23 protein-coding genes are annotated in these 25,372 nt (G+C 70.6%); 10 read left to right on the forward strand and 13 right to left on the reverse strand.

Annotated elements, in window-relative coordinates; all coding sequences use genetic code 11:
- Positions 1-52: 52 nt before the first annotated feature.
- The 8 genes from E1291_RS07120 to E1291_RS07155 form a co-directional block, all read right to left on the reverse strand.
- The gene (locus E1291_RS07120) at positions 53-931 is read right to left on the reverse strand and encodes a fumarylacetoacetate hydrolase family protein (protein ID WP_131736929.1); all 879 of its coding nucleotides are present in this window, start codon (positions 929-931) and stop codon (positions 53-55) included.
- A 105-nt stretch (positions 932-1,036) separates the two neighbouring features.
- A complete protein-coding gene (gene cnbZ / locus E1291_RS41805) occupies positions 1,037-1,771 on the reverse strand; it encodes a 2-amino-5-chloromuconate deaminase CnbZ (RefSeq protein WP_165494992.1) in 735 nt (244 codons plus the stop codon).
- A 26-nt stretch (positions 1,772-1,797) separates the two neighbouring features.
- The gene (locus E1291_RS07130; RefSeq protein WP_131736931.1) at positions 1,798-2,706 is read right to left on the reverse strand and encodes an alpha/beta hydrolase; all 909 of its coding nucleotides are present in this window, start codon (positions 2,704-2,706) and stop codon (positions 1,798-1,800) included.
- A gap of 32 nt (positions 2,707-2,738) precedes the next feature.
- Complete coding sequence (locus E1291_RS07135) at positions 2,739-3,464, reverse strand: ABC transporter ATP-binding protein (RefSeq protein ID WP_131736932.1); 726 nt, start codon at positions 3,462-3,464, stop codon at positions 2,739-2,741.
- Positions 3,461-6,202, reverse strand: a complete 2,742-nt coding sequence (locus tag E1291_RS07140; protein WP_131736933.1) for a branched-chain amino acid ABC transporter permease/ATP-binding protein — start codon at positions 6,200-6,202, stop codon at positions 3,461-3,463. The genes E1291_RS07135 and E1291_RS07140 overlap by 4 nt, the downstream gene beginning before the upstream one ends.
- A 66-nt stretch (positions 6,203-6,268) precedes the next feature.
- Positions 6,269-7,555: an ABC transporter substrate-binding protein gene (locus E1291_RS07145; RefSeq protein WP_165494993.1), complete on the reverse strand. Its 1,287-nt coding sequence runs from the start codon at positions 7,553-7,555 to the stop codon at positions 6,269-6,271.
- Between the two features lie 166 nt (positions 7,556-7,721).
- Entirely contained in the window at positions 7,722-8,186 is a 465-nt protein-coding gene (locus E1291_RS07150; RefSeq protein WP_131736935.1) for a cupin domain-containing protein, read from the reverse strand.
- 116 nt (positions 8,187-8,302) lie between these two features.
- A complete protein-coding gene (locus E1291_RS07155; RefSeq protein WP_131736936.1) occupies positions 8,303-9,400 on the reverse strand; it encodes an acyl-CoA dehydrogenase family protein in 1,098 nt (365 codons plus the stop codon).
- A 47-nt stretch (positions 9,401-9,447) separates the two neighbouring features.
- On the opposite strand from E1291_RS07155, the gene E1291_RS07160 reads away from it, so the two are divergent.
- A complete protein-coding gene (locus tag E1291_RS07160) occupies positions 9,448-10,950 on the forward strand; it encodes a CoA-acylating methylmalonate-semialdehyde dehydrogenase (RefSeq protein ID WP_131736937.1) in 1,503 nt (500 codons plus the stop codon).
- A gap of 277 nt (positions 10,951-11,227) precedes the next feature.
- Here the strand turns inward: E1291_RS07160 and E1291_RS07165 are convergent, their stop codons facing one another.
- Positions 11,228-12,745, reverse strand: a complete 1,518-nt coding sequence (locus E1291_RS07165; protein ID WP_242613993.1) for an MFS transporter — start codon at positions 12,743-12,745, stop codon at positions 11,228-11,230.
- A 172-nt stretch (positions 12,746-12,917) separates the two neighbouring features.
- On the opposite strand from E1291_RS07165, the gene E1291_RS07170 reads away from it, so the two are divergent.
- Positions 12,918-13,568, forward strand: coding sequence for a TetR/AcrR family transcriptional regulator (locus E1291_RS07170; RefSeq protein WP_131736938.1), 651 nt, complete (start codon positions 12,918-12,920; stop codon positions 13,566-13,568).
- A 33-nt stretch (positions 13,569-13,601) separates the two neighbouring features.
- On the opposite strand, the gene E1291_RS07175 is transcribed toward E1291_RS07170, so the two are convergent.
- Positions 13,602-14,027 carry a MerR family transcriptional regulator gene (locus E1291_RS07175; protein WP_131736939.1) on the reverse strand — a complete coding sequence of 142 codons (426 nt, stop codon included), beginning with the start codon at positions 14,025-14,027 and terminating at the stop codon, positions 13,602-13,604.
- 90 nt (positions 14,028-14,117) lie between these two features.
- Between E1291_RS07175 and E1291_RS07180 the strand changes: the two genes are divergently transcribed.
- From E1291_RS07180 to tgmC, 6 genes are all read left to right on the forward strand, one after another.
- Positions 14,118-15,302 carry an MFS transporter gene (locus tag E1291_RS07180; RefSeq protein ID WP_131736940.1) on the forward strand — a complete coding sequence of 395 codons (1,185 nt, stop codon included), beginning with the start codon at positions 14,118-14,120 and terminating at the stop codon, positions 15,300-15,302.
- 33 nt (positions 15,303-15,335) lie between these two features.
- The gene (locus tag E1291_RS07185; protein WP_131736941.1) at positions 15,336-16,214 is read left to right on the forward strand and encodes an NADP-dependent oxidoreductase; all 879 of its coding nucleotides are present in this window, start codon (positions 15,336-15,338) and stop codon (positions 16,212-16,214) included.
- A 201-nt stretch (positions 16,215-16,415) separates the two neighbouring features.
- A complete protein-coding gene (locus tag E1291_RS07190) occupies positions 16,416-17,654 on the forward strand; it encodes an MFS transporter (RefSeq protein WP_131736942.1) in 1,239 nt (412 codons plus the stop codon).
- Between the two features lie 294 nt (positions 17,655-17,948).
- Positions 17,949-18,281 (forward strand): putative ATP-grasp-modified RiPP, encoded by a 333-nt coding sequence (gene tgmA, locus E1291_RS44540; protein ID WP_131736943.1) that lies wholly within the window; start codon positions 17,949-17,951, stop codon positions 18,279-18,281.
- Positions 18,281-19,231, forward strand: coding sequence for an ATP-grasp ribosomal peptide maturase (gene tgmB / locus E1291_RS07200; protein WP_131736944.1), 951 nt, complete (start codon positions 18,281-18,283; stop codon positions 19,229-19,231). The genes tgmA and tgmB overlap by 1 nt, the downstream gene beginning before the upstream one ends.
- Complete coding sequence (gene tgmC, locus E1291_RS07205; protein WP_131736945.1) at positions 19,228-20,424, forward strand: ATP-grasp peptide maturase system methyltransferase; 1,197 nt, start codon at positions 19,228-19,230, stop codon at positions 20,422-20,424. The genes tgmB and tgmC overlap by 4 nt, the downstream gene beginning before the upstream one ends.
- 258 nt (positions 20,425-20,682) lie before the next feature.
- Here the strand turns inward: tgmC and E1291_RS07210 are convergent, their stop codons facing one another.
- The 3 genes from E1291_RS07210 to E1291_RS07220 form a co-directional block, all read right to left on the reverse strand.
- Positions 20,683-21,006 (reverse strand): GNAT family N-acetyltransferase, encoded by a 324-nt coding sequence (locus E1291_RS07210; protein ID WP_131736946.1) that lies wholly within the window; start codon positions 21,004-21,006, stop codon positions 20,683-20,685.
- Between the two features lie 86 nt (positions 21,007-21,092).
- Positions 21,093-21,668 carry a GNAT family N-acetyltransferase gene (locus E1291_RS07215; RefSeq protein WP_131736947.1) on the reverse strand — a complete coding sequence of 192 codons (576 nt, stop codon included), beginning with the start codon at positions 21,666-21,668 and terminating at the stop codon, positions 21,093-21,095.
- A 63-nt stretch (positions 21,669-21,731) separates the two neighbouring features.
- Complete coding sequence (locus E1291_RS07220; RefSeq protein WP_503108237.1) at positions 21,732-23,417, reverse strand: NsdA family TPR-like regulatory protein; 1,686 nt, start codon at positions 23,415-23,417, stop codon at positions 21,732-21,734.
- A gap of 448 nt (positions 23,418-23,865) precedes the next feature.
- Between E1291_RS07220 and E1291_RS41810 the strand changes: the two genes are divergently transcribed.
- Together E1291_RS41810 and E1291_RS41815 are read left to right on the forward strand one after the other, a co-directional pair.
- Positions 23,866-24,141, forward strand: a complete 276-nt coding sequence (locus tag E1291_RS41810) for a hypothetical protein (RefSeq protein WP_165494994.1) — start codon at positions 23,866-23,868, stop codon at positions 24,139-24,141.
- Positions 24,138-24,908, forward strand: coding sequence for an SAM-dependent methyltransferase (locus E1291_RS41815; RefSeq protein ID WP_165494995.1), 771 nt, complete (start codon positions 24,138-24,140; stop codon positions 24,906-24,908). Before E1291_RS41810 ends, E1291_RS41815 begins: the two co-directional genes overlap by 4 nt.
- Positions 24,909-25,372: the final 464 nt, after the last annotated feature.

Genomic DNA, 25,372 nt, shown 5'->3' on the forward strand with positions numbered 1-25,372 from the left:
ATTACGTGCGGGCATGCGGACGGGCTGCGTCCGGCCTTACCGGGTCATGTGGTCAGTGGGTGATGTCGGCGAGCGCGGCGGACCGGCGCGCGGCGAAACGGGTCCGGATGCTGCCGATGCCCTCGATGGTCGAGACCAGCTCGTCGCCGGCCCCCAGGAACCGCTTCGGCTCGCGGGCGACGCCGACCCCGGAGGGGGTCCCGGTGAAGATGAGATCCCCGGGCAGCAGCGGAGTGACCGCCGAGAGCTCGGCCACCAGCGCCGGGATGCCGAAGATGAGGTGGCCGGTCCGGCTGGACTGGACCTCCTCGCCGTTCAGCGTGCAGCCGATCGCGAGGTCGTCGCGGTCCGGGAGCTCGTCGGGCGTGACGACGTACGGGCCGGTGGGACCGAAGCCGGGGAACGACTTGCCCAGGCTGAACTGGGGCGTCGGCGGTCGCAGCTGGACCGTGCGGTCAGAGATGTCCTGCCCCACCGTGAGCCCGGCGATGTGGGACCACCCGTCGCTTTCCGCCACCCTGTGCGCGGGGCGCCCGATCACCGCGACCAGCTCCACCTCCCAGTCGACCGTGTCCCCGGACAGCTCGACGACGTCGTCCGGGCCCGCGAGGCAGGCCGGGAACTTCGTGAACGTGGAGGGGAACTCCGGGAGCGGGAGGTCCTTCTTGGCCTCGGCGACGTGCAGGGCGTAGTTCAGGCCGATCGCGAACACCTGACGGGGCCGCGGCACCGGCGCGCCGAGCGGCAGTTCCGCCAGCGGCACCCCGGGCGGGTCGGCGGGCAGCGCGTCGGCCCAGCCGAGGAACTCGTCCCAGCGTTCGTAGATCGCCTGGGGGTCGGGCGAGAAACGGCCTTGCGAGATCTCGGCGACGTCATGCGCCCGCTCGCCGCGGACGATGTACAGACGATCACCGGAGTTGGCGATCCGCACGGGGGTTCTCCTATCTCTCAGTCCTGGTGGAGGCGGCCCTCGGGCCCCGGGTCCGGTCCGTCACGGTGACCTCCGAGAAAGAGTCGATTTAACGAATAAAATCGATTATAGCCGCTCGGCGCGCTCGAACCGGCGCAGGTCGATCTCGAGTTCGAGGTGCGTCACGGGCGGGTAGGTGCGATGCCAGGTGACCCCGCGGGCGGGCGCGACGCCGTGCGCGGCGACCAGCAGGCCCGCCGTCGCGGCCGATTCGTGCGCCGAGTAGACGTGCACCTCGGTGGCCGGGTCCCACGTCACGGCGAGATCCGCCGTGATCCCGGCCAGGAGGTCGATGACCGTCCGCGCCTTGTCCGCGATGGCGTCGGGCGTCGTCTCACCGAATCTGGTGAGCCCCTCCGGGTAGGACTCCCCGTCGGGGAGCTCCGCCACGCCTGACACCAGGAACGTCGGAACCTGCGCGTCGCTGTGCACGGTGTAGGTGAACCCGCTCAGCGTGGACACGCCCGGTGGGTCGGCGACCGGCGCGACGTTGGTGCGGGTCGTCGGGACGTGCCCGTCGCGGCGGAGGTCCCACGCGTCGAGCCGGGCGATGTAGTCGGCGTTGAAGACGAGGAAGTCCTGCACGTCGACAGGGGCGGGCATCCTGATGTCGAGCCCGCTCAGCGCGTCGCGGGGGCGCCCCGCCTCGTCCAGGTGCTTCTGGATCCGCTCGAAGCCCGCGTCCAGATCCAGTGGCTTCTCGAACTCCGCGTGGACGAGGCCGTACCCGGGCTCGGCTGCGACGGCCTTGCTGCAGAACACGCTGCCAGGAAGGAAACGGTATCCGCCTTCGTGGTTCACGACTGTCTTCGTTGAGGTCATGTTTTTCACTGCCCTTGGCTCGGAGTGCCGGCATGCCTGCGGATGAAGGCGCCGGCATGGGCCAGCGCCGTGCGTCCTTCGGTGAGGATCGACGCGAACGCGGGCCAGACGTGGAACATGTCGGGGTACAGCTGGAGGTCGGCGTCCCCGCCCGCCTCTCGCACGCGCGTGGCGTAGTCCGCGACGTCGTCCACCATCCCCTCGTCGCCTCCGACGAAGATCAGGACGGGCGGCAGGCCGTGAAGGTCCCCGTAGGTCGGAGACGCCCGCGGGTCGCGCGGGTCACCGTCCCCCAGGTAGTGCTCGATCAGCAGCGGGATCATCTCCCCGTTGGAGATGGGGTCCCGTTCGCTGTTGGCCTTCCAGCTCGCGCCCGGCGTGGTGAAGTCCACGAACGGCGAGAAGAGGACCGCCGCGGCGGCCCGGGTCTCCGGGTCGTCCTTGACGGCGGAGGCGACGATGGCGGCGAGCCCGCCGCCCGCCGAGTCGCCGCCGAGGACGATCGAGGAGGCGGGGACCCGCCCCCTCAGCCAGGTGTAGGCGCTGAGGGCGTCCTCGACGGCCGCGGGGAACCGGTTCTCCGGCGCCCGGCGGTAGCCGGCGACCAGGACGCGGGCGCCGCTGTACCGCGATATCTCCGCGGCCAGGGAATGCCTGCCCTCCTTGGAGCCGATGAAGTAGCCGCCGCCGTGGAAGTACAGGACCGTGACGTCGCCGTCGGCCCCCGGCACGTGCACCCAGTCGGCGGGCACGGGGCATCCGGCCGCGGGCTCGATGACGGCGTCCGCGGGCACCAGCGACAGGAACAGCCTGTCGTCGTTCGCGCGCAGCTCCTCGATCGACGACGTGGTGGGACTCGGTTGCGCGTCGACGAATCGCCGCTTGGCGGCCTCGGCCTCCGTGCTCGCTGCCATCTGCGTGTCTCTCCTGTGCTGGATCGGTGGGGTCAGCGCCGGTCGGTGCCGGCGTAGTGGTCGAAGACCTCGGCCTGGTCGAGCTCGTCCGCCGGCGCCGAGTGGACGATCTCGCCGCGCCGCAGCACGTGCGCGGTGTCGGCGATCGCGAGGGTACGGTCGACGAACTGGTCCACGATCAGGATCGCGGTGCCCGCCGCCGCGCGCCGGGCCAGGAACTCGAAGATCTCGTCGACGACGAGCGGCGCCAGCCCGAGCGAGGGCTCGTCCACGAGCAGCACGGTCGGACGCCGCAGATGCCCGGCCGCGAGGGCGAGCATCTGCTGCTGCCCGCCGCTGAGCGTCCCGGCCTGGACCTTCAGCTTCTCACGGAGCTGGGGGAAGAACTCGACCGCCTCGGTCACGGCCTCCGCCGCCCTGGCCTTGGGCACCTGGAGCTGGAGGTTCTCCCGCACCGTGAGCCCGCGGAAGATCCCCCGGCCCTCGGGGACGTGGCACAGCCCCGCGCGGCTTCGCAGGTCGGCCGGGCGCGCCGTCACGTCGCGGCCGTCGAGCCGCACCGTCCCGCGGCTCGCCCGCAGCAGGCCGGCCGCCGCCCTCATCAAGGTCGTCTTCCCCGCGCCGTTGGCGCCGAGCAGGGCGACCACGGCCCCCTGAGGGACCGTGAGCGAGACCCCCCGCACGACGACGGTGGAGCCGTGGGCGACGGTCAGGCCGGCGAGTTCGAGGGCGGGCGCGGCCGTCCCGGCGGCGCTCATCGGCCGGCCCCGCGGGCGGACCCGAGCACGGTGTCGCCGGGCCCGTCGCCCGGCGCCGCGCCGAGGTAGGCGTCGCGCACCAGTTCGCTCCCGTGGACCGCCTCGGGCGTGCCCTCGAAGATCAGCTCGCCGAAGTCCAGGACGTAGATGTAGGAGCACAGCCGCATCACGAGGTCGACGTCGTGCTCGACGAGCAGGATGGCCGTCCCGCGCTCCCGCTGGACCCGCCGGAGCAGGTCGGCGAACGCCTCCGTCTCGGCGACGTCCAGCCCCGAGGACGGTTCGTCGAGCAGCAGGACGTCGAAGTCCCCCGCCATGCACCGCGCGAGCTCGACGAGCCGCCGCTGGCCGGTCGACAGCTCCCCGACCTGCCTGCCGGCGATGTCGCCGAGGCCGCACAGGGCGATGGCGTCGAGCGCGGCGCGGCGGGTGTCGCGCCGGGCGGACGGCGAGGCGGCCAGCTGGCGCCAGGGACGCGCCCCGGCGCGGGCCGCCTCGGACCCGAGCCACACGTTGTCGAAGACGGTCAGGGTGTCGCACAGCTCGACGGACTGGAAGGTCCGGCTGAGCCCGCGCCGGGCGCGGGCGGACGGGCCCATGGCCGCGACGGACCGTCCGTGCAGGGACACCTCGCCGCGCACCCGGCGGTTCAGCCCGCTGCACGCGTTGAAGGTCGTCGTCTTGCCCGCGCCGTTCGGGCCGATCAGCCCGGTGATCTGCCCGGTGGGCGCCGTCAGCGTGAGGTCGCGGACGGCGTGCAGGCCGCCGAACGCGACGTCCAGGGAGCGCACGCCCAGCCCGGGGCGCCCGGTGCCGCGACGCGCGGGGCCGTCCGCCTTCTCCGGCCGGGCCGGGACGTCGCCCCGGACGGCGTCATGGCTCCCGGGCGTTCGCCCTCCCCATCTGTCGAGCAGCCGCCGCAGTCGCTCGGGCATCGGCGGATTGCCGCCGGCACTGGCCACCGCGATCGCGGACACGCCGAACATGACGTTCAGCCAGTAGGGGACGTCGGCGTCCGGCAGGTACCCGGGGATCACCGAGCTCACGGCCAGGACGACGGCGTACCACGGTTCGGCGAAGGGGACGACGACGAGCATCGCCACGAGCGTCAGCGAGTTCAGCGGCGTGAAGAACGCGTCCCCGCCCGCCGCGAAGTGGCGCGACATCCCGAACAGCGCCCCGGCGAGCGCGGCGATGAACGCCGACAGGCAGAAGACGATCACCTTGGTGACGTTGGTGTCCAGCCCCATGCTGGCGACGCCCACCGGTGAGTCCGCCATGCCGCGCAGCATCCGGCCGAGCCGGCTCCGCTGGATGAGCACGATCGCGACGGAGGTCAGGACGAGCGCGGCGAGCGCGACGTAGTAGAAGGCCCGCTCGCTCGTCGCGAAGCCCGGGCGCGGCATCGTCCGTCCCTGCGCGAGGCTGGTGAACATCCAGCTCTGCGGATAGAGCAGCTGCTGCACCAGGATGCCGAAGCCGAACGTGGCCAGCGCGAGGAACAGCCCGGAGAGCCTGATGGCGGGCAGGGCGATCAGGGCGCCGACGGGCACCGCCACCAGCGCCCCGAGCGGCAGCGCCACGATCCACGGAAGGCCCGCGTCCAGATGGAGCTGCGAGTAGGAGACCGCGCCGATGGCGGCGAAGGCGCCGTGGCACAGCGAGACCTGGCCGGAGGTGCGCACGAGCAGGCCGATGGACAGCAGCATGATCGCGGAGATCACGCCGGACGTGAAGTACGGCATGCGGTCCCCGGCGACGCCCGGTATCGCGACCAGGGCGCCGAGCACGACCACGGCCGCGGCGAGCCGGATTCTCGGCGGCGCCGTGTACCGCGGCGCCGGGCGCGCCTCGTGCCGGGTGAGGGGCACGAGCCGGCGGCCGTACAGCAGCAGCGCCGCCAGCAGCACGAGGAACGGAAGCGAGGCGGGCAGGCCCGACAGCGCCTTGGCGTTCAGCGAGAACTTGGTGAGCACGCTCGCGCCGATGCCGACGAACAGGCCGCCGGCGAGCGTGAGCGGGATCGACGTCAGCCGCCCCACCGCCGCGCCGGCGAACGCCTGCACGACGAGGAAGGTCAGCGCGGTGGCGTTCAGCCCGATCAGCGGCAGGATCAGCACGCCCGACAGCGACGCGAGGGTGCATCCGATGATCCAGGCCGTGCGGCGGACGCGGACGGGACTGGTCCCCCGCGCCGCGAGCAGGTCCGGGTCCTCGACGACGGCGCGCATCTCCAGCCCCGTCCGCGACCACCGGAACAACGCCCCGAGCGCCGCGATGCCACCCAGCGCGATGGCGATGAGGATCAGCCGGTCGTCGGTGATGACCACCCCGGAGATCGTGCGCCTGCTCTGGGCGCCCGGGAGGAACTGCTGGACGGGCTTGGTGGTCGTGCCGTACATGATCGTGCCGAGCCCCTGCACGACCAGGAGCAGGCCGACGGTGCCGACCACCTTGTGGATCGTGCGCTGCCTGCTGAGGTCGCGCGCGAACCGCTCCATGACCAGGCCGAGCACCGGTCCGAAGACGCCGACGCTGAGGATCAGGGAGAGCCGCCAGTCGAGTTCGTGGTCGACGTGCAGCCAGTAGAAGAGGTAGGCGGCCGCGGTGGCGAGCGCCCCGTGCCCGAAGTTGAAGACGCCCGATGTCTTGTAGGTGACGACCAGTCCGGTGGCGGCGAGCGCGTAGACGGCTCCCACCGGTACGCCGCTGATGATGAAGGGCAGCAGACCGTTCATCGGCCGGCCCTCCCGTCGTGGCCGAGGGGCCCCGGGTACTCGTTCATGATCTCGCTCCGCCCCGGGTCAGCCGCCGTGACAGACGGTCTTGTTCAGGCCCCCGTCGGTGAACTTGCCGTTCTCGTACTTGGCCGTCCAGAAGCAGTTGACCGGCCCGGAGGGCTTGTCGGCTGTGAAGCTGAGCGGCTGGGCGAGCAGGCCGTCGAGCCGTTCGTTCTTGACCGCCCCGTAGGCGGCGATGATGTCGGCGCGGCTCACGCGGGCGGACGGGGCCGGCGAGCGGGCCTCGATGGTCTTCTTGAAGAGCGTCAGCGTGGTGTAGGTCGCCATCGCGCGGGGGAAGGCCCAGTCGGCGTCCTTGACGCCCTGCCGGCGCATCATGTCGCGGAACCGCCGCACGGCCGGGTCGTCGGTGAACCACGGCGGGTTGGTGAGGCCGAGGTTGATCGGGACGCCGGGGTCGTTGGCCTTGAACTCGCGGGGCTGGACGGAACCGTCGAACATGCCCCACTGACCGGTGTACCCCTGCCGCTGGCAGTCGGCGATCAGCTTCATGTCCGCCGCGACGGTGTTCATCGAGGGGATCACGTAGTCGACGCCGTCGGAGATCAGCTTGAGGCACTGCGCCGTGTAGTCGGGCGCCGTGGCCGAGGCGGTCAGCGTGCCGCCGTAGGTCAGCCCCAGGGTCTTCGCCGTCCCCTCGGTCAGCTGCCCCACCAGCGCGCAGTTCGGGATCTCCGAGCACACGACGATGGCCGGCTTCTTCGCGCCGTTCTGCTTGGCCATCGTGATGACGCCGGCCGCGACCGCCGGGAACGAGGTGGACAGCGAGATCCAGTTCGGCATCTTGCCCCACGCGGTGGGCGTGTAGCCCTCGCCGCCGATCACCGGGACGCCCGCCTTCGTGATCGCGTCGGCGACGACCGCCTCGGTGATCGGTTCGAGCACGACGAACCCGGCGAGGTCCTTCTGCCGCAGGACGGGGGCGATCTTCGCGGTGGCGGTGGGCGCGTCGCCGTTGGTCTCGACGAACTCGAAGGTGACCGGGTGACCCGCCACGCCGCCGTGCGAGTTGACGTCCGCCTGCCACGCCTGCAGGACCCGTCCCGGGCTGTCGGGCAGCGAGGGGCCGGTGAGCAGGACGCCCAGCTTGATCGGCGTGCCGGTCGCCGGTGTTCCGGGGGCGGCCGGGCTCACGGCGGGACCGCCCGCCGCGTCGCCGTCGTCCTTGCCGCCGCCGCAGCCGGCTGCCATGCCCGCGAGGAGCACGGCGGAGGCGGCCAGGACCGTGAGGCGCGTGCGCGCTCCCGTCCGGGCGCCGCCCCCGTGCCGTGCGAGTCTGATCCGTGTCATGTGGTCCTCCGAACTTGGGGTGGGCCAGGCCCGCGGCGCACGGTGGCGGCGACGACCTGGAGGGTATTCAGAGAGCGACAGTAGAAATCGATTTGATTAGCTGAAATCGATCCTTAGTACCGAGTTCACTCCCACGACGGGGAGGTGCGCGAATGTGGAGAGTGCGTCAGGAGGCGGCGAGGCCCAGGCGCACCCGAAGCGGATCACCCTCGCGGGTGCCGTACTCGGACGCGCGGGCGGCCCGCTCCTCCGGCGTCAGCGCCGGGTCGGCCGCCAGGGCGAACACTTCGTTGAGTCCACCGGGGGTCATCAGATTGACGACGCGCACGGGGCCCTGGTCCGCGTCGACGTTGTCGAACGTGTGCGGCACGCGCGGCGGCACCGACACGAAGTCACCGGGACCCAGTTCGATGATCTCGTCCTCGACCTGCACGGTGAGGACGCCTTCGAGCACATAGAAGCTGTCGTACTGGGCGTGGTGCGTGTGCAGGGGCGGGCCGGAGAAGTGGGCGACCTCCCCGACCATGAAGTCGAAGTGCCCCGCCGTGCGCGCACCGGTCGCCTTGAACAGCCAGGGCGCGTCTCCGAAGGTCTCACCGTCCGCCGCGCGTACGACACGAGCCGGGTTCATGAACGCACCTCCTGGATGAGAGTGACCGCGAGGCCGGACCTGGAGCGACGTCCGCTCCCGCCGAGTCCCCAGAGCCTAAGACAGGTCAAGTCGATTTGAAAGAGGCAAATCGATTTTTATCGGACACCACGGGGCAACGGCCGGGTCCCGTACGGGATCGGCGACGTGACGGCGCCCGGCCGCCCGTCCGCGATCCCGCTCACGAGACCGGCCTGGTCGTCACCGGCGGCGAAGGTCTCCAGCCGTGCGCGGAGCCCGTCGTCATCGGTTTCCCGCGCGGCCGCCAGCGCGACCGCGCGCGCCTCGGCACGGACGGCCGCGGCCCGCTCCTGGAATGCGAGGACCTCGTCAAGGGTGACCTCCCGGAACCCGGCATGGAGCTCGTCCCCCCTCTCCAGAAGCGGGCCCAGCCGCGCGTCGAGCGCCTCGGCACGATCGGTCACTTCCCCGATTCGGCTCGGCGACGCATCGTAAAGCCCCAGGTAGAGGTGCGTGACGAAGAGATCTGCCACGGGGGCCTCGGCATAGTTGTAGGCGCGCTCGGCGAACCGTTTGCCGACGTAGCCCTGCGCTCCGCTCCAGGGCAGTTCCAGGCCCTCGATCCGGACCGGTCCGGGCAGGCCGGAGGACAGGTGACGGCGCGCGGGCTCCAGCGCCGGGTTGTCCCACCGCGCGATGCCCGAGACGAGCGTTCCCGTGCCCGCGAACCGGCCGCTCAACAGGATGACGTCCGCCGCGTCCACGGCGACGGGCGACTCCATGGTCCCGGTGAACACGATGTCGTCACCACGATCGGTGACGGTGAACCCGGCGCGGCCGGTTCCCGCGTCGCCGCCGAACAGCCAGCGGTGTTGCGCACTGACCTCGGCGACGTGCGCGACCTTCTCGTCCGTGCCGACGAAGTCGGCGAGGCGGCTCCACAGATAGTGGTAGGCCAGCACCTGGGCGGCCCGGAGATCGGCGGCCGCGAGGGTGCGGACGACGCGGTGAGCCACGGACCAGGGCCGGCCCCCGCCTCCGTCCGCCGGCGGCCCCATCAGCGTCACCAGCCCGCCGGCCTTGAGGGCCTCCCCGACCTCGGTCGGTGACGCTTCGCCCGGCGCGCCGGAACGCCCGGCGAGCTCCCGGCCGAGTCCGGCGGCGACGCCGATCCAGTACGCGCCCGTCCGGCGTTCGGCCGACCCGCGGTCGTCCGAACTCGATATAGTCTCCATAAATCGATTTGTATCAGGGTAATCGACATTATGCTACGTTGGTCGGCATGTTGCCACGGATCTCGCACTGGGTCGGCGGCGCCGCGGTCGCCGGCGCCTCCGGCCGCACCGCCCCCGTCCACAACCCCGCGACCGGCCTGCTGACCGGCGAGGTCGATCTGGCCTCCGCCTCGGAGGTCGGCACCGCGGTGGCCGCCGCGAAGGCCGCCGCCGCCGAGTGGCGCGGCGCGTCGTTGTCGAAGCGGTCCTCGGTGCTGTTCGCCTTCCGCGAGCTGCTGCACCGCGGCGCCGGCGAGCTCGCCGAGATCATCACCGCCGAGCACGGCAAGGTGCTCGGCGACGCGCACGGTGAGATCGCCCGCGGGCTGGAGAACGTCGAGTACGCGTGCGGCGTGCCGCAGCTGCTCAAGGGCGGCTTCTCCGAGCAGGCGAGCACCGGCGTGGACGTCTACTCGATCCGCCAGCCCCTCGGCGTCGTCGCCGGCGTCACCCCGTTCAACTTCCCCGTGATGGTGCCGCTGTGGATGTGCGCCAACGCGATCGCCTGCGGCAACGCGTTCGTGCTCAAGCCGAGCGAGAAGGACCCCTCCGCCAGCCTGCTGCTGGCGCGGCTGTGGCGGGAGGCCGGGCTGCCGGACGGCGTCTTCTCGGTGGTGCAGGGCGACAAGGAGGCGGTCGACGCCCTGCTGGCCCACCGGGACGTCGCGGCGGTCAGCTTCGTCGGCTCGACCCCGATCGCGAAGCACATCTACGAGACGGGCACGGCGAACGGCAAGCGCGTGCAGGCCCTCGGCGGTGCGAAGAACCACATGGTGGTGCTCCCCGACGCCGACATCGACGTCGCCGCGGACGCGGCGGTGAGCGCCGCCTACGGCTCCGCGGGCGAGCGATGCATGGCGGTCTCGGTGGTGGTCGCGGTCGGCGACGTGGGCGACGAGATCGTCGAGGCGATCAGCGCCCGGATCCCCCGGCTCAGGATCGGCGACGGCGCCGACGGCGGCAGCGACATGGGACCGCTCATCAGCGCCCAGCACCGCGACAGGGTGGCGGGCTATGTCGACGCCGGTGAGCGGGACGGGGCGACCGTCGTCGTCGACGGCCGCCCCGGCAAATCCGGCCAGCGCACCCCCGAGCAGGGCTTCTTCCTCGCCACGACGCTGCTCGACCACGTCACGCCCGAGATGAGCGTCTACGCCGACGAGATCTTCGGCCCGGTGCTCTCGGTCGTGCGCGTCCGCACCTACGACGAGGCGCTCGACCTGGTCAACGGCAACGAGTACGGCAACGGCGCGGTGATCTTCACCCGGGACGGCGGCGCGGCGCGGCGGTTCCAGTTCGAGGCCGAGGCCGGCATGATCGGGATCAACGTGCCGATACCGGTACCGGTCGCGTACTACTCGTTCGGCGGGTGGAGGTCCTCGCTGTTCGGCGACACGCACATGTACGGCCCCGAGGGCGTGAACTTCTACACCCGCGGCAAGGTCGTCACCTCCCGGTGGCCGGACCCCGCCACGTCCCGGGTCGATCTCGGCTTCCCCACCACCCGGTAACCGGCACGAACAGCGCCGCCGACGCAGCCGGCCCGGGCGCCGAGGGCGACCTAGAACAGCAGGGCGACCTTTCCGGAGAGCCCGCCACCCTCAAGGCGTTCGTACGCCTTGCGGATGTCGGCGATGGGGAACGCCGAGTCGAGGCGGAGCCGCAGATCTCCCGTCGGGCCACCGGGGAGACGAGCGAAGAAACCTGACGTGGGGGGAGGGCCTCCGGGTTCGGCGCGGCTGCGAGACCCGCATCGGGGACCCAGGAGGCCCCTCATGGCACCCGCCGTCAACTCCGCCCGGCGCCCTGCGGTGCGCCCGGACGGGCCGCACTCGGACGGGCTCCGCTCGGACGAGCGATGAGGAAGACCACGAGCGCGGCCAGGCACAGGAACCCGGCCGCGCCGAGGCTCGCCACATTGAGGCCATGGACGGTGGCCTCGGCGGGAGTGCGGCCGTGGTAGCGGGCGGCGGCCGTCCCGGCGATCGTGCTGAGCAGCGCGGTGCCCAGCGAGGCACCGACCTGCTGCGACGTCATGACCATGGCCCCCGCCACGGCGCTGTCGGCGCCCGCGCCGAGGGTCGCGGTGCTGTTGGCGGTGACCAGCACCCACCCGGTGCCGAGCCCCACCAGCAGGAAGACCGGAAGAACGCCGAGCCAGTAGCCGCTGCCGGGCTCGACGAGACCGAGCAGGGCGAGGCCCGCGGCGATCGTCAGGAGCCCGGGGCAGAGCAGCGCCCATACCGGCGCGCGTGCCAGCAGCCGGCTGACCGCCCGCACACCCGCCATCAGGCCGGCGGTCAGCGGCAGGAAGGCCAGGCCCGCCCGCACCGGTGAGTAGCCCAGAACGTTCTGCAGGTAGAAGGTCAGGAAGAACAGCGCGGAGAACATGCCGGCCGCCAGGCTCAGCACGGCCAGGTAGGACCCGCCGCGGCGCCGGTCCAGGACGACCCGCGGCGGGAGCAGCGGCGCCTCGGCCCGGGTCTGCGCCCAGGCGAACGCGACCAGCGCCGCGACTCCGGCGGCCAGCGGCCCGAAGGTGCGGGGCGAGTCCCATCCGTCGGGCTCGGCGCGGGCGCACCCGAAGACCAGGGCCATCAGCCCGGCGGTGGCCAGGACCGCCCCCGTGACGTCGATGCGCGCCCCGGCCGTGCGCGGCACGGGCCGTACGGCGAACAGCACCCCGCCCGCGGCCAGGGCGGCGAAGGGCAGGTTCACGTACATGCACCATCGCCAGTCGAGAGAGTCGGTGAGCACGCCGCCCAGCAGTACCCCGATGCCGGACGAACTGCCCATCACGGTGCCGTAGACGCCGAAGGCCCTGCCGCGCTCGGCCGGCGCGGGAAAGGTGGCGGCGAGGGTGGCCAGCACGGCCGGGGTGAGCAGAGCGCCGAAAACGCCTTGCAGCGCCCGGGAGACGAGCAGCATCGCCGGGCCGGTGGCGGCGCCGCCGAGCGCCGAGGCCGCGGCGAACCCGATCAGCCCGGCCATCAGGACGCGCCTGCGGCCGACGAGGTTCGACAGCCGCCCGCCGAGCAGCAGCAGGCCACCGTAGGCCAGGGCGAACAGCGTGATGACCCACTGGCGGGTCGAGTCCGACAGGTGCAGGGAGCGCTGCACGGAGGGCAGCGCGATGTTCATGATCGTCAAATCGATGCCGATCATGAACTGCGCCGTCGCGACCGCGGCCAGCGCCCACCAGCGCCGAGGATCGGGCGAGCCGGCGTGCGGAGACGGACCGCCGTCAGGGTGCCGGCTCGCGGCGGGCACCCGCGGTGCCGAGCCGTTCGTGGTCACGGTCAGCACACCCCGTCCGCGATCCGGGGGTCGTGCCGCACGTATACCGGTCGCCGATGAGCCTCGACGCCGCCGTGAAGTCCTTCTGCCTATCGCGTTCGGGCTCCATGTCGCCCTCCTAAGTGAACAGCCGTAGCGCTAAGACTGTAAGGCAACGGTCGTTGCAATACAATCCGGTGTCATGGACACGACCTCCTCGACCACCCCCGCGCGGGGCCGCAACCCGCGTGGGCAGGGAGAACGGCTGCGGCGCGACATCATCGGGACCACCCTGCGGATGCTGAACGACCTCGGGGACGACGAGGCGCTGTCCCTGCGCGCCGTCGCGCGCGAGGTGGGGATCGCGGCGACCTCGGTCTACATTCACTTCCCGGACCGGGACGCCCTGGTCATCGCGGCTCTGGAGCAGTGCACCCACGACCTCGTCCGCGGCCTCGACCAGGCCGAGTCCGCGCCTGGCGACCCGGTGGCACGGCTACGAGCGCGCCTGCTGTTCCTCGGCGCGTGGGTCCGCGACCATGGGGGCCTGTACAAGGTGCTGCACGAGAGCACCCTCAACCAGCGGACGCATCTGGCGTTCAAGGAGGAGCTGGCCGCGCGCACCACCGCCGCCGTCCAGCGCTGCATGGACGCGGGGCTCGCGCCCGCCGACGACGCCGCCACGGTCACGCTCGACCTGCGCGCGGCCGTGCACGGCGCCGTGTCCATCCGGGTGAACGAACCGGCTCTGGCGCTGCCGCCCCTGGAGGAGCAGGTCGACCGCTTCCTCATCAAGCTCGTCGGCGTGCGCCTCGGCGAGTCAGGACGCCCTTCCCTCGGGAAACGGGCCTGATCAGCGGCGGTTCGGCGGCTCGTTCAGGCCCGCCTACCGGCCGTCCGCCTGAGCGGACATCGCCGGCGTCGAACCGTCGAGGACGCCGAGCGCACGGCGCGTGACATCGGGCGGAGCCGCGGTGATGACACTGTCGAGCGCGCCCAGGGACGTCTGAAGGTCCGTGATCGACCGGGTGATCCGCGCTCGTTCCCGATGAAGGTCGGCGAGCAGGTCCGAGCACGTCGGGATCAGCCGGTCGCCGTCATCGCGCAGGCAGGGGAGGATCGTGGCGATGGTGGAGGTGCTCAAACCGGCGGCCAGAAGGCTGCGGATACGGCGGACGATGTCGACGTCCCCCTCGCCGTACTCCCGGTAGCCGCTGGGCCGCCGCTCGGGGTGGAGCAGGCCCTGTTCCTCGTAGTAGCGCAACAGGCGCTCGTGGACACCGGTCCGCCGCGACAGTTCACCGATGCGCATGGCCCCTCCCCTGGTCCGCCTGGTCCGCCGCGAGGAAGCCGCCGGCCCGACTTGACTCTGACATCTATGTGAGACTCTAGCGTCCTTCCCATGGGAAGGACTTTCGCGACGCTCGCCGCCCTGTGCGTGAGCGTCTTCGTCGTCGGGACGTCGGAATATCTGATCTCGGGGCTGCTGCCCCAGGTCGGAGCGGACCTGAAGGTCTCGGTGGGCGCGGCCGGGCAGGCGGTCACCGTCTACGCGCTCGGAGTCGTGGTCGGTGGCCCCGTCGTGGCCATGCTGACCGCCAGGTTGCCCCGCAAGGGGCTGGCGCTCGGCCTGATGCTGCTGTTCGCGGCGGGCAGCGCGATCTGCGCCCTGGCCCCCTCCTACGAGTTGCTGCTGGTGGGACGCCTGGTCTCCTCGTTCAGCCACGCCGCCTTCCTCGCCCTGGCGCTGGTGATGGCGACCAGCGTGGTGCCGCCGGAGAAGACCGGCACGGCGATCTCCACGGTCGCCTCCGGCTTCACCGTGGCGACCCTGCTCGGCGTGCCTCTGGGCGCGCTGCTCGGAGAAGGCGCCGGATGGCGCACCCCGTTCGCCGTCCTGACCGTCCTGGCGCTGGCGGGAGTCGTGCTGCTCGCGGCCGTCCTGCCCCGGCGACCGGCCCCGGCCACGCGGCCGCGGGACGAGATCCGCGTGGTGACCCGCCGCCCGGTCCTGCTGGCCATCGCCACCACCGCGGTCGGATTCTCCGGCATCGCCACGGTGTTCACCTACATCGCCCCCTTGCTGACGCGCGTGTCGGGCTTCTCCTCCACGGCCGTCTCAGGGCTCCTGCTCACCTACGGCGCGGGCAGCTTCCTCGGCAACCTCCTCGCAGGCCGGCTCACCGACAAGTCCATGAGCGCCACCATCCGCGGCGTCTTCGGCGGGCTGGCGGGCGTGCTCGTCCTCATGCCGTTCGCCGCCGTCCGGCAGCCGTCCGCCGTGGCGGCGGTCCTGGTACTCGGCCTGCTCGCCACCGCCACCATCGCGCCCTTGCAGGGGCTGATCCTGCGTCATGCGGGCGATGCCCCCACACTGGCCGTCTCCGCCAACGTCGGCGCCTTCAACCTCGGCGCGGCCGCCGGGTCGGCCATCGGCGGCGTCATGGTCTCGGCGGGCGCCCTGCGCTGGTCCGGCATGGCGGGCGCGGCGCTGAGCCTGGCGGGCCTCGCCCTGACCTACCTCGCCCTCCCCCGCCGGACCTCCGCCGCGGAGCCCGCCGACGACAAGGTCCCGGCCACCATCTGACCAGCCATCGATCACTCCCGAAGGAGACGGCTCATGCGCGCCATTCAGATCGACCGCCACGGCGGCCCGGAGGTCCTCACCGTCCGGGAGGTCCCCGAACCCGTCCCCGAGGACGGCGAGGTCCTCATCCGCTCGACGTCCAGCAGCCTGAACCCGGTGGACTGGAAGACCCGGGTGTGGAACGTCGGCCCGAAACTCCCCGCCACTCTCGGCTGGGACCTCGCCGGAGTCGTCATCGCCGGTGGCGACACCGCGTTCCGCCCCGGCGACCACGTCGTCGCGATGTCCGCGCAGATCGCCACCGGACGCGGCACATGGGCCGAGCGAGTCGCGCTCCCCGCCGGGCTGCTGGCGAAAGCCCCCACGACCGTGCCCCTGACCGACGCCGCGGCACTGCCGCTGGCCGGCCTGTCGGCCCTGCAAGCACTGGGCAAGGCGGCGTTGACCAGCGGCGGACGCCTCCTCGTCATCGGTGCGGCCGGTGCCGTGGGCGGCATCGCGGTACAGCTCGCCCGCCGGTCGGGCGCCGTCGTCGACGCACTGGTATCCCGGCCCGCCCACCATGAGGAGGCGCGTGCCCTGGGGGCCGACCGCGTCTGGCACACCCCTGCCGAGCCGCCCGCCGGCGCCTACGACGTCGTACTCGACACCGCCGGCCTGGACGCGGGCCACATCCTCGCACCCGGCGGCCGGTACGTCTCCATCGCCGACCACCCCCTCCCGGACGTTCCCGGCGCGGTCAAGAGCTACGTCCAGGAGGACCGGGACCAGCTCGCCCACCTCGTCTCACTGGTGGAGCGGGGCGAACTCCGGCTGCGCATCGCGCACCGCTACCCCTTTCACCAGGCCCGCGCCGCACACGAACGCTTCGAAGCAGGCGGCACGATCGGCAAGATCCTGCTCACCTTCTGAAGCCCCGGTCCGGTTGCAGGTCGCGCCGGACGGGATTCATGCGACCCCGCCCCACTCATGATCTGATGGGGCGGGCACCCACCCGTGACCACCGCTTCCACCCAGGAGTTCCGCGCCGATGTAATCCGCTGCCCCTCTCCATCGATCCGAGCGTCCCCGGACAACGGCGGACATGTTCCCCGGAATGGATTAGGAGCAGTGGTGACAGAGGCCTTCGATACTCCGGCGACCTACCGCGCGGTGTTGGCCGTCGGCGAGGCACGGTGGCCCTTCCTGGGCAGCTGTGCGGCCCGGCTGTCCTTCGCCGTCCTGCCGCTGGCCCTGATCCTGTTGATCCGCGACTCCACCGGGTCGTTCGCCGTCGCGGGGTTCACCTCCGGCGCGCTGTCGTGCACCCTGACGCTGCTCGCGCCCGCCCGTGCGCGGCTGATCGACCGCCGCGGCGCCCGGTACGGGCTGCGCCGGCTGACGGTCCTCTACCTGCTGGGGCTGGCCGTGCTGGTCGTCCTGGCCGAGCTGGGCGCGGGCCCCGTCGCACTCGTCGTCACCGCCGCGGTCGCCGGCGCCTTCGCCCCGCCCTTCGGCCCGACCATGCGGGTCCTGTGGTCGACGATTCTCCGGCGCCGGCAACCTCTGCTACAGACCGCCTACGCCCTCGACTCCGTCACCGAGGAGATCCTGTTCACCGCCGGGCCGCTGGTGGCCGGGGGCCTCATCGCCGTCGCCGCCCCACTGGCGGCGATGATCACGGTCATGGCCCTGATCGCGCTCGGCGGCGCCTGCTTCCTGCTGTCGGACGCCACCCGCGACACCACCGCCACCGACGTTGACCGGGATCACGTCCACGGCCGTCCGCTCTCCCTGCCGGGAATCCAGACCATCGTGCTGTCGTTCGCCGGAGTCGGCCTGGTCGTCGGAGCCCTGGAGGTCGGCCTCCCCTACATCGCCGACCGGGCCGGTTCCCCCAGCGCGGGCGGGGTTCTGCTGGCGTTGCTCTCGGCGGGCAGTGCGATCGGCGGCATCTGGTACGGCCGCAAGCAGTGGCGCAGCGCCCTCCCGAACCGTTTCGTGCTGCTGATCATCGTGTTCACCCTGACGCTGCTTCCGCTCTGCCTGACCGACACCCCCGTCAGGGCCGGCGCGGCCGTCTTCATCGTGGGCCTGACCGTCGCACCCCTGTTCACCTCCGCCTACCTTCTGGTGAACGACCTGGTCACCGCGTCCCGCTCCTCTCCCACCGAGGCCAACACGTGGGTGTCCACGGCCAACAACGGCGGAGCCGCGGCCGGAAGCTCCCTAGCCGGCCTCCTCCTCGACGCCCACGGCCCGGCCCTGACCTTCACGGCCACCTTCCTGGCCGCCGGAGTGATCGCCGCCGCGACGATCCTGCGCCGCCCCACCCTGGCACCCCCACCCCTCACCCCCGAACCAGCGGACTAACGCCCTGCGGTCGCGCGCACCGGTGAGGGCGGACCGCCGAACTTGAGCCTCGCGGCCGTGAACGCCCAGGGCGTGGGCACGGTGATGGCCGCCGTGGTACCGACCTGCGGCGATCACGTTTCATGTCGCCATGAACGGGACATGTGAAACGCCCTCACGTGAATCCGGGCCCGCACAGCTCGGCGCGATGCCGGAGAGTTTCGGTGATGTCAATCACACCCAGGGCGAGCGTGCGGCAGGATGAGAGGTGTCCGCCTGCGCCGTTTCCGCTCGAGCCTCTGTGGAGTGCCAGAGATGTTCCAGCACGCAGACAGATTACCGGCCGAGGATTTGCCGCCTGCGTCCCAGTCGGTTGAGTCGTCCGCCGACGCGCCATGTGAGCCGCCTTCGGTCCGTCCTTGGGGATTGCGTCGGATGGCCCCTTACCTGAGCACGGTCGATGTGGGGGTGGTGGCCGTGCAGGTGGATCCACGCACGCAGTTGGGCGCGGGGCCGGACGGTGAGCCCGTACAGGCCAAGCACCGCCGGTCCAATACCGGCACCGAGGGCAGCACGGCGACCGGAGGCGGCGACGGCAGCGAGCAGGGCGGGGACGAGGACCATCAGCAGGACAGCGACCAGGACTGATGGCGGCGCCGCGTCCCGTGCTGGTGGTCACTCAGCCCGATGACCTGACCGCGGACATGGTCATCGACGAACTCAACCGGCGCAAGGTCGGCGTCGTGCGCTTGGACTCCGCGGACTTCCCGCACACGGTGACGCTGTCGGCGCGGATCGATAACGCAGGGGTACGCGGCACTGTGGTGACCGGTTCGCGGTGTGCGGAGCTGGAGAATGTGCGGTCGCTGTATTACCGGCGGCCGCGTGGGTTCCGCTTCCGCGGGTCGGACAGACAGGACGCCCGGTTCGCGGTCCTGCAGGCCCGATACGGGTTCGGTGGTGTTCTGGCGTCGCTGCCGGATTGCCTGTATGTGAACCATCCGCATGCGATCGCCGATTGCGAATTCAAGCCCGCGCAGCTCGCGGCGGCCGCTGAGGTGGGCTTCTCCGTGCCCGCCACGCTGATCACCAATGATCCGGGGCAGGCTCGCGCGTTCGCCGCCGAGCACGCACCGGTCGTCTACAAACCGCTGCACAACAGCCCCTACCGCCAGGACGGGCGGCCGCGGACGATCTGGGTCACCGAGGTTGATCCCGCCGAATTGGACGAGTCGGTACGCGGTACCGCCCACCTGTTCCAGGCCCGCGTGCCGACGACCGCGTTCCTGCGCGTCACCGCCGTCGGCGAGCGGCTGTTCTGCGTGCGGATCGATTCGGACCTGCTGGACTGGCGCTACGACTACAGCGCCCTCACCTATGCTGCCGTACCGACGCCCGCCGATGTCACCGCCCCAATCCGGGCGTTCCTAGCCCGCTTCAACCTAGTGTTCGGGTGCTTCGACCTGGCGTTGCGCCCGGACGGAGCCGTCGAGTTCCTGGAGTGCAACGCCAACGGCCAGTTCGCCTGGCTACAGGAACACACCGGGCTGCCCATGACCGCCGCCGTCGCCGACCTACTCGCACAGGGACTGCCATGACCGCACACCCCGCCGACCTCCCGCGCCAACTGGCCGACCACCTGGAACGCGCGGGTGCGCTGCGTTCCCCGGCATGGCGCGCGGCGGTGGAGAGCACACCTCGGCACGAGTTCATCCCAGAGTTCTTCCAGCGAACCGATACCGAGCGCGGCACGATGTGGGAGCCGGTGACCCGTACCGCCGAGAGGGGCCGGTGGCTGGAACTGGCCTATCAGGATCAGACGTGGGTGACCCAGCTGGATCGCCACGTCACCCCCGGGCAGGTGAGCGGGCCCGTCACGGGTGAGCCGACCTCGTCGTCGACCCTGCCCAGCTTGGTCGTGGGCATGCTGGAGAACCTGGACGTCGGCGAAGACGCCAACGTGCTGGAGATCGGCACGGGCACCGGATACTCCACCGCCCTACTGGCCGCACGCCTCGGCGACGACCAGGTCACCTCCATCGAATACGACGCCGACGTCGCCGCCCGCGCCGCCGCCGCGCTCACCCGCGCCGGCCACAGCCCACACCTGATCACCGGAGACGGCTTGGACGGAGCACCCGGCCGGGCGCCCTTCGACCGCATCATCGCCACCTGCTCGGTCCGGCACATCCCGGCCGCGTGGCTCGCCCAGGCCCGGCCCGGCGCCCGCATCCTCGTCACCGTGTCCGGATGGCTGCACGGCCACGGCCTGGCACTGCTGACCGTCAACCCCGATGGCACCGCCGACGGGCGGTTCCTGCCCGGCACCATCTCCTTCATGATCGCCCGGTCCCACGCCGCACCGGCCATCCCTTCCAGCCTCTACGACGAGCTGACCGCCGAACTCGGCGACGCACCTGCCCGGCCCGCGAGCGTGGGCGGCGACGTCCGCCGGGACTGGACGGGAGTGTTCGTCGCCCAGCTGGCCGCGCCCGGCGCGCAGTGGCAGGCCCGCCGCACCGACGGCGGTCCCTGGATCGACTACTACATCGACCCGGTCACCCGATCGGCCGCCGCTCTCACCCCGGTCCCCGGCGGGGGCTGGAGCGTCCGCCAAACCGGCCCGGTACGGCTATGGGACGACATCGAACGAGCCGTCGGCACCTGGCACGACGCCGGCAGCCCGCACACCGACCAATTCCGCATACACATTAACGGCGACACCCAGACCATCACCCTCGACGAGACCGCCTGGACACTGCCCACACAGGGACCAGCCCTCTCGGTCTGAATCCAACCGCCACTGAATGCCCGGCGGCGCGGATATAAACGGCCAGCGCTCGCACCTCAGGGCCTGTTCCAACTGCCGGAGAGCGGGGTGATGTTTTTAATGCCGGGGTCTATGCCGTAGGCAGAGCACATGTCCAGCCAGTCGGTTCGTGGGCAGCCTAGACGAACGACGCGGTAGAAACTGGGAACGAGTTCCTGGGCGCGCGGACCGAGGCTGACCGAGTCCCAGTCGCAGACCACGGGCCCCTAGAGGTAGGGCTCAAGTTCCCGGCGTGGGCGTCGCCGAGTACCACTCGGCTTCCAGGATGGAATGCACGACCGAGTCGCGCCAGGCTCCGCGTACTTTCAGGTGATCACGAATCCTTCCTTCCTCTATCATCCCCAGCTTGGCCATCAGCCGTGCTGATGTCGTGTTGTCGGGACTGCGGGCTCCCCAGAGTCGATGCAGCCCCAGTTCTTCAAATCCCAAGCGCAGCAGCAGCCGTACCGTTTCGATACCCAGACCACGACCCCACTGGTCTGCGCGCAACGCGAAGCCGAGCTGGGCGCTGGACTGCCCGGGATGCTGGGCGTCGACGGCCAGCCGGCCGTGACTGGATCACCGCCTCCGTGCTCCTGACATTATCGACCAGCGGCGAGAACGGAGCAGGACTCGGTTTCCATCGCTGGCTAGTGTCCTAGGTCGATAGGTAGGGGGAGGATCAGGGCGTCGAACAATGGTGCTTCGGGCCAAGCCGGTCGCAGTTGTCCGACTTTCTCCCAGCCCCAAGCGCTGTAGGCGCGGTATGCGGTGTGGTTGTCGGCCTCGACCAGAAGGGTCGCCCGTTGTTCGGTGCGCCCTTTGAGGAGATCGTCGTGCAGCGCGTGGGCGATGCCGTGGCCGGTCCACTCCTGCCGCACCATGATCTCTGACAGGGCGAAAGTGCGGTGTCCTGTTTCCACAGTGAACCCTGGTTCGGGTTCGCTGATCAGGCCACGCCACCAGGCGGTCTCCGGGCCGAGGGGCCAGCCCCAGGTTTGCCCTATGGGCTCTTCGGTGCTGGCGTGGTAAGCCATGACAAGGTCGAGCCCCCGGTCTGAAGCAGTGTAGGCGTCGAAGCGCTCCATGAAGCTCTCGGGTGAATCGAAGGGGTCTGCGGAGGCAATGGCCGCAGCGTAAGCGTCGCGATACACCAGCTCGACCGTTTCGCGGATCTTTCGCGCCTGCGCGGCGTTGTGACGCTTGAACTTCATGTTTTCCTTCATGCCTGCGACGTTACTTTCGCCGACATCACTCGCATAGCCCGCGATGCATTCAGGATGAGCGCATCATACAGATCCGCCGCCCAACTCACCAACGATGGTTTGGGCGCTGAAAGCTTCAAGGCGCTCGTCCAGCGAGGCGGCGAGTGGCTGACCAGCATAGATTTGCCCGGATAGTTCCGGGCGCATCCGCTGAATTCTGCGGAGTACGGCTTCAATCCTTTTATCGGGTGTCAGTAAAAGCACCGGTTCGAGGACTGCGGCGGCGTGTTCAAGCTCTCCGTCACGTAGCAGCGCCGTGGCGAGGTCGATATTGGTGCAGGTGACGTATCCGTCGTAGTGGTCTTCGCCCGTGCCTGGGCCGGCCGCATAGAGGTCGGCGGCCTGGCGGAGTTCTCCGATCGCCTCTGTGCGTGCATCCTGGCCGGGAAGTTCGAGCAGTGTGGCTCCGGCGAGGAAGTGTTCGGTCGCCCTTGAAAGCCCGAACTCGCCACCGATCTCCAAGACGTCATCGCTGTAGCGACGGTCGCGGGCCTCGTGTGCGGCGGTAATGGCCCGGCGCGCCGTGTGAGCATCGCCCAGACGGGCCGCCGCCCTGCCATGCCGGAGGTGAAGCTGCGCGGCACCTTGGCCGTCGGAAAGATACGCCAGTCCGGTGCGCGCCAACTCTAGGCTGCCACGCGGCCGCAGCCAGAAGACGATGTTGGCCAGTTCAAGACGAAGATGGCCCATCAAACCCCGATGGTCGATCGCTGTGGCGTACGCCCAGCCGGTGCGGACCAGTTCTTCGGCAGCCTGGCGGTTGCCCAGACCATTGGCTGCGGCAGCCATCAAGACGTGCAGAACACTGAGCAGGAAGTACAACTCCGTCTGGTCACGCGGCCATAGCCGCCGGTCCAGTACATCCCAGATACGTTGCCGCACCCTGCGCATGTCCTGAAATACCTGGAAAGGATCACCAGTCATGTGCTCAAGGGACAACCTCTCGACATCGGCACGCAGTTGCGCAAGGGTCGCTTCGCCGATATCACGCCGTTCAGCTTGTTCGGCGTGCTCACTGCCTTCGTGCGCAGCCATCACCACCACCTCTTGCAGGTTATCCCGGTCGCCCGGGACGCCCGTTTCCTCCCAATCGCCATAGGTGTTGTGCCCAGATGCCGGTCCGCTAACTGCTTCGCACTCCTCTGCCTGAGAAGCGGGGGCACCCTGGTGGCACAGCGCACGCCGATCAGAGTCGGGCATCCGGGCGAGATCATCGCCATCGACCACTTGGTCCAGCCCGGTATCGAAGAGTTCCGCCACCCTGACCAGGTACTGCACGCTCGGCCGTTCGCCTCTTCGCGGCCAACGCTCGTACGCGGCGACACGGCTGCCTGACATGGGTGCCGTCCCGTCGGGAGCGAAACGGGCGTTGTACCTGGCGGCCAGCGCCGCCTGGGTCAGCCCGTGGGCGTACCGCCACGCGCTCCGGGGTCGCAATCCCCATCGTCGCATCATCTCGTCTTTGATCACTCGGCGAGACGCTCCGGCGGCGAGCAGTCGTTCGCGCAGCGCGTCACGCTCGGCCTTGGTACTCCGGTCGGCTATGCGAGGTTCGGCCATTTCACTCCTTTTGGCCATCCTGCAATGAGCGTTCGTCCCGCGTCCATTACGCCGCACGACTCCATTGATCGCATCTCCTTCGCCGCACATTTCTGCGGAGGTCCCGAAGAAAAGGGCCTCGCCCTCATCGTTCTTGCAGGTCAGAAGCATGACCAAGTCGCAGATTCTCTACGTCCACTACACCTCGCGCCCTGGCGATGACGGAGCGTTGACTATGGGGGACGCAAGTTCATCGGTGGCTGGTCAGGAGTCGGAACAGTGTCGGCAGACCGCAACCCCCCCGTATCTGGGGCAGACCGTGCGCCAACTGACCCAGGCGCTCAAGGCTCGTGGCTGGGTGTACGAGGGCGTCGGGGTCGTCGGCCCGCTCGGGGGTGATTGGGGTGGGCGGTGTGGGTGGGACCGTCCCATGGGCTTGGTGGCCCTCAGGGTGAGGGCGAGCTGGCGGTCCGTGAGGGTGACGCGAGCCCGTGCTTCGTCTTCGACCGGACGCCGGGGCGGGCTCTCGCGTCGGTCGGTGTCACAGGACATAGATGCTGCTCCCGCTGGTGCGCGAGCGCAGGAAAGATCCGGACTTTATCGGAAGGGGGGTCTGGTTATGGGCAAGTCGCAGCAATTGCCCGGGGAGGAAGAGCGGGGGCTGTTCGAGTTGCGGGCTGCGGTGGTCGGGCGTGGGTGGGTCGGAGAACTGGAGCGGTGGCCGCGTGGGTTGCTCGTCCTCTGCCTGATGAACCCGAACCCGCCGTGGCAGGGCGTGGACGTGGTGGTCGCGGAGGGGATGTACCGGTCGGTCGGCGGGACGGACTTGGCGCCGGTGGGCGACTCGGTGCGGGCGGCTGTGGCGATCACTCGGCCGCTGGGCGGAGAGCGGTGAAGGGCGGCGACGGCGCTGAGGCGTCGCTGTTCGATGGGCGTCCGTGCGCGGGTCGGGTCCATGACTACCTGCTCGGCGGCCGGGACAACTGTGCCGTTGACCGGGAGGCTGGAGATCAGCTGTTGCGGGTGGTACCGGAGGCTCGTGCGATCGCCCTGGAGAATCGGGCGTTCTTGAGGCGGGCGGTGCATTACTTGTCGGGTGAGCGGGGAGTCGCCCAGTTCCTGGACGTCGGGTCGGGGCTGCCCACGCGGTGCAGTACACATCACGCCGCCCAGACCATGATCCCCTGGGCGCGGACGGTGTACATCGACCATGACCCGCTGGTGGTCAGCCACGCCCGCACGCTGGTCAGGGATGGCCGCACCCAGGTCGCGCGGGCGGACATGCACCACGTCGCCGAGGTAATCGATGCGGCGCGGGGGTTGCTGGACTTCGATCAGCCGGTGGCGGTGATGCTCGTCGCAGTTCTGGACCTCACGCGTGATGCCCGGCGGATCGTCCGCGAGCTGGTGAAGGAGCTGGCGTTCGGGAGCTTTGTGGTGGTGACGCACGGCGAGGCCGGTGGCTCGGATGTTGCGCCGGTGTGTCGGGAGGGCCTGGAGGTCGGTGTGCCTCGTTCCCGTAAGGAGATCGCCGGCCTCATGACGGGGTTGCAACTGGCGCCGCCGGGGCTGGTGGCCGCCGCTGCCTGGAAGAACGGGTTGGTCACGGGTGAGGCGGCGGGGTTGCCGTTGCTGGGTGCGGTCGGGCGGGTGTGCTCGTGATGACCTCCGAGCGCCGATCCGTGGTGCCGCGTCTGTGGGATGGCTCGGCTGACACCGTCATGGACTTGCCGGTCGTTCCGGCCGCTCCGATCGTCGCGGCTACCTCGGTTTTGCCACTGCGGCCGGGGCGGTCGCGGGCGTCGCGGGGGCGATACCGAGGCGTGCCGTGCTGGCAGGGGTTGGCGACCGGTTCGTGGTGGGCGATGGTGCCCTGGCCGGGCGCCGCGCACGGCGCCCGGCTGATCGAGGCTCCCACCAGGGACGACCTTGTCAACGCGATCGACCGCGCCTTCGATCCGTCGCCCTTCGGCTGACTTGCATGAACCTGGGGCGACGTCCCAGCGCGTCCCCCCGTTTCCAGCGTGGGCGTGGGAGAGCGGCAGCTTCCGCGCCCATGGGCTCGCACCGCGCGTTCACGGGTTTCTCAACCTCGCGGACGCGCGGTGCGTCCCGCCCTTCCCTTG

The sequence above is a fragment of the Actinomadura roseirufa genome (assembly GCF_900659635.1).
In the GTDB taxonomy this organism is placed as follows: domain Bacteria; phylum Actinomycetota; class Actinomycetes; order Streptosporangiales; family Streptosporangiaceae; genus Spirillospora; species Spirillospora roseirufa.

Excerpts from the sequence above, each read along its gene's own strand:
- E1291_RS07130 (WP_131736931.1), bottom strand. The coding sequence starts at position 2,706 with ATGGCAGCGAGCACGGAGGCCGAGGCCGCCAAGCGGCGATTCGTCGAC.
- E1291_RS07135 (WP_131736932.1), bottom strand. The coding sequence starts at position 3,464 with ATGAGCGCCGCCGGGACGGCCGCGCCCGCCCTCGAACTCGCCGGCCTG.
- E1291_RS07140 (WP_131736933.1), bottom strand. The coding sequence starts at position 6,202 with ATGAACGGTCTGCTGCCCTTCATCATCAGCGGCGTACCGGTGGGAGCC.
- E1291_RS07145 (WP_165494993.1), bottom strand. The coding sequence starts at position 7,555 with ATGACACGGATCAGACTCGCACGGCACGGGGGCGGCGCCCGGACGGGA.
- E1291_RS07150 (WP_131736935.1), bottom strand. The coding sequence starts at position 8,186 with ATGAACCCGGCTCGTGTCGTACGCGCGGCGGACGGTGAGACCTTCGGA.
- E1291_RS07155 (WP_131736936.1), bottom strand. The coding sequence starts at position 9,400 with ATGGAGACTATATCGAGTTCGGACGACCGCGGGTCGGCCGAACGCCGG.
- E1291_RS07160 (WP_131736937.1), top strand. The coding sequence starts at position 9,448 with ATGTTGCCACGGATCTCGCACTGGGTCGGCGGCGCCGCGGTCGCCGGC.
- E1291_RS07170 (WP_131736938.1), top strand. The coding sequence starts at position 12,918 with ATGGACACGACCTCCTCGACCACCCCCGCGCGGGGCCGCAACCCGCGT.
- E1291_RS07175 (WP_131736939.1), bottom strand. The coding sequence starts at position 14,027 with ATGCGCATCGGTGAACTGTCGCGGCGGACCGGTGTCCACGAGCGCCTG.
- E1291_RS07180 (WP_131736940.1), top strand. The coding sequence starts at position 14,118 with ATGGGAAGGACTTTCGCGACGCTCGCCGCCCTGTGCGTGAGCGTCTTC.
- E1291_RS07185 (WP_131736941.1), top strand. The coding sequence starts at position 15,336 with ATGCGCGCCATTCAGATCGACCGCCACGGCGGCCCGGAGGTCCTCACC.
- tgmA (WP_131736943.1), top strand. The coding sequence starts at position 17,949 with ATGTTCCAGCACGCAGACAGATTACCGGCCGAGGATTTGCCGCCTGCG.
- tgmB (WP_131736944.1), top strand. The coding sequence starts at position 18,281 with ATGGCGGCGCCGCGTCCCGTGCTGGTGGTCACTCAGCCCGATGACCTG.
- tgmC (WP_131736945.1), top strand. The coding sequence starts at position 19,228 with ATGACCGCACACCCCGCCGACCTCCCGCGCCAACTGGCCGACCACCTG.
- E1291_RS07215 (WP_131736947.1), bottom strand. The coding sequence starts at position 21,668 with ATGAAGGAAAACATGAAGTTCAAGCGTCACAACGCCGCGCAGGCGCGA.
- E1291_RS07220 (WP_503108237.1), bottom strand. The coding sequence starts at position 23,417 with ATGCTTCTGACCTGCAAGAACGATGAGGGCGAGGCCCTTTTCTTCGGG.
- E1291_RS41810 (WP_165494994.1), top strand. The coding sequence starts at position 23,866 with ATGGGCAAGTCGCAGCAATTGCCCGGGGAGGAAGAGCGGGGGCTGTTC.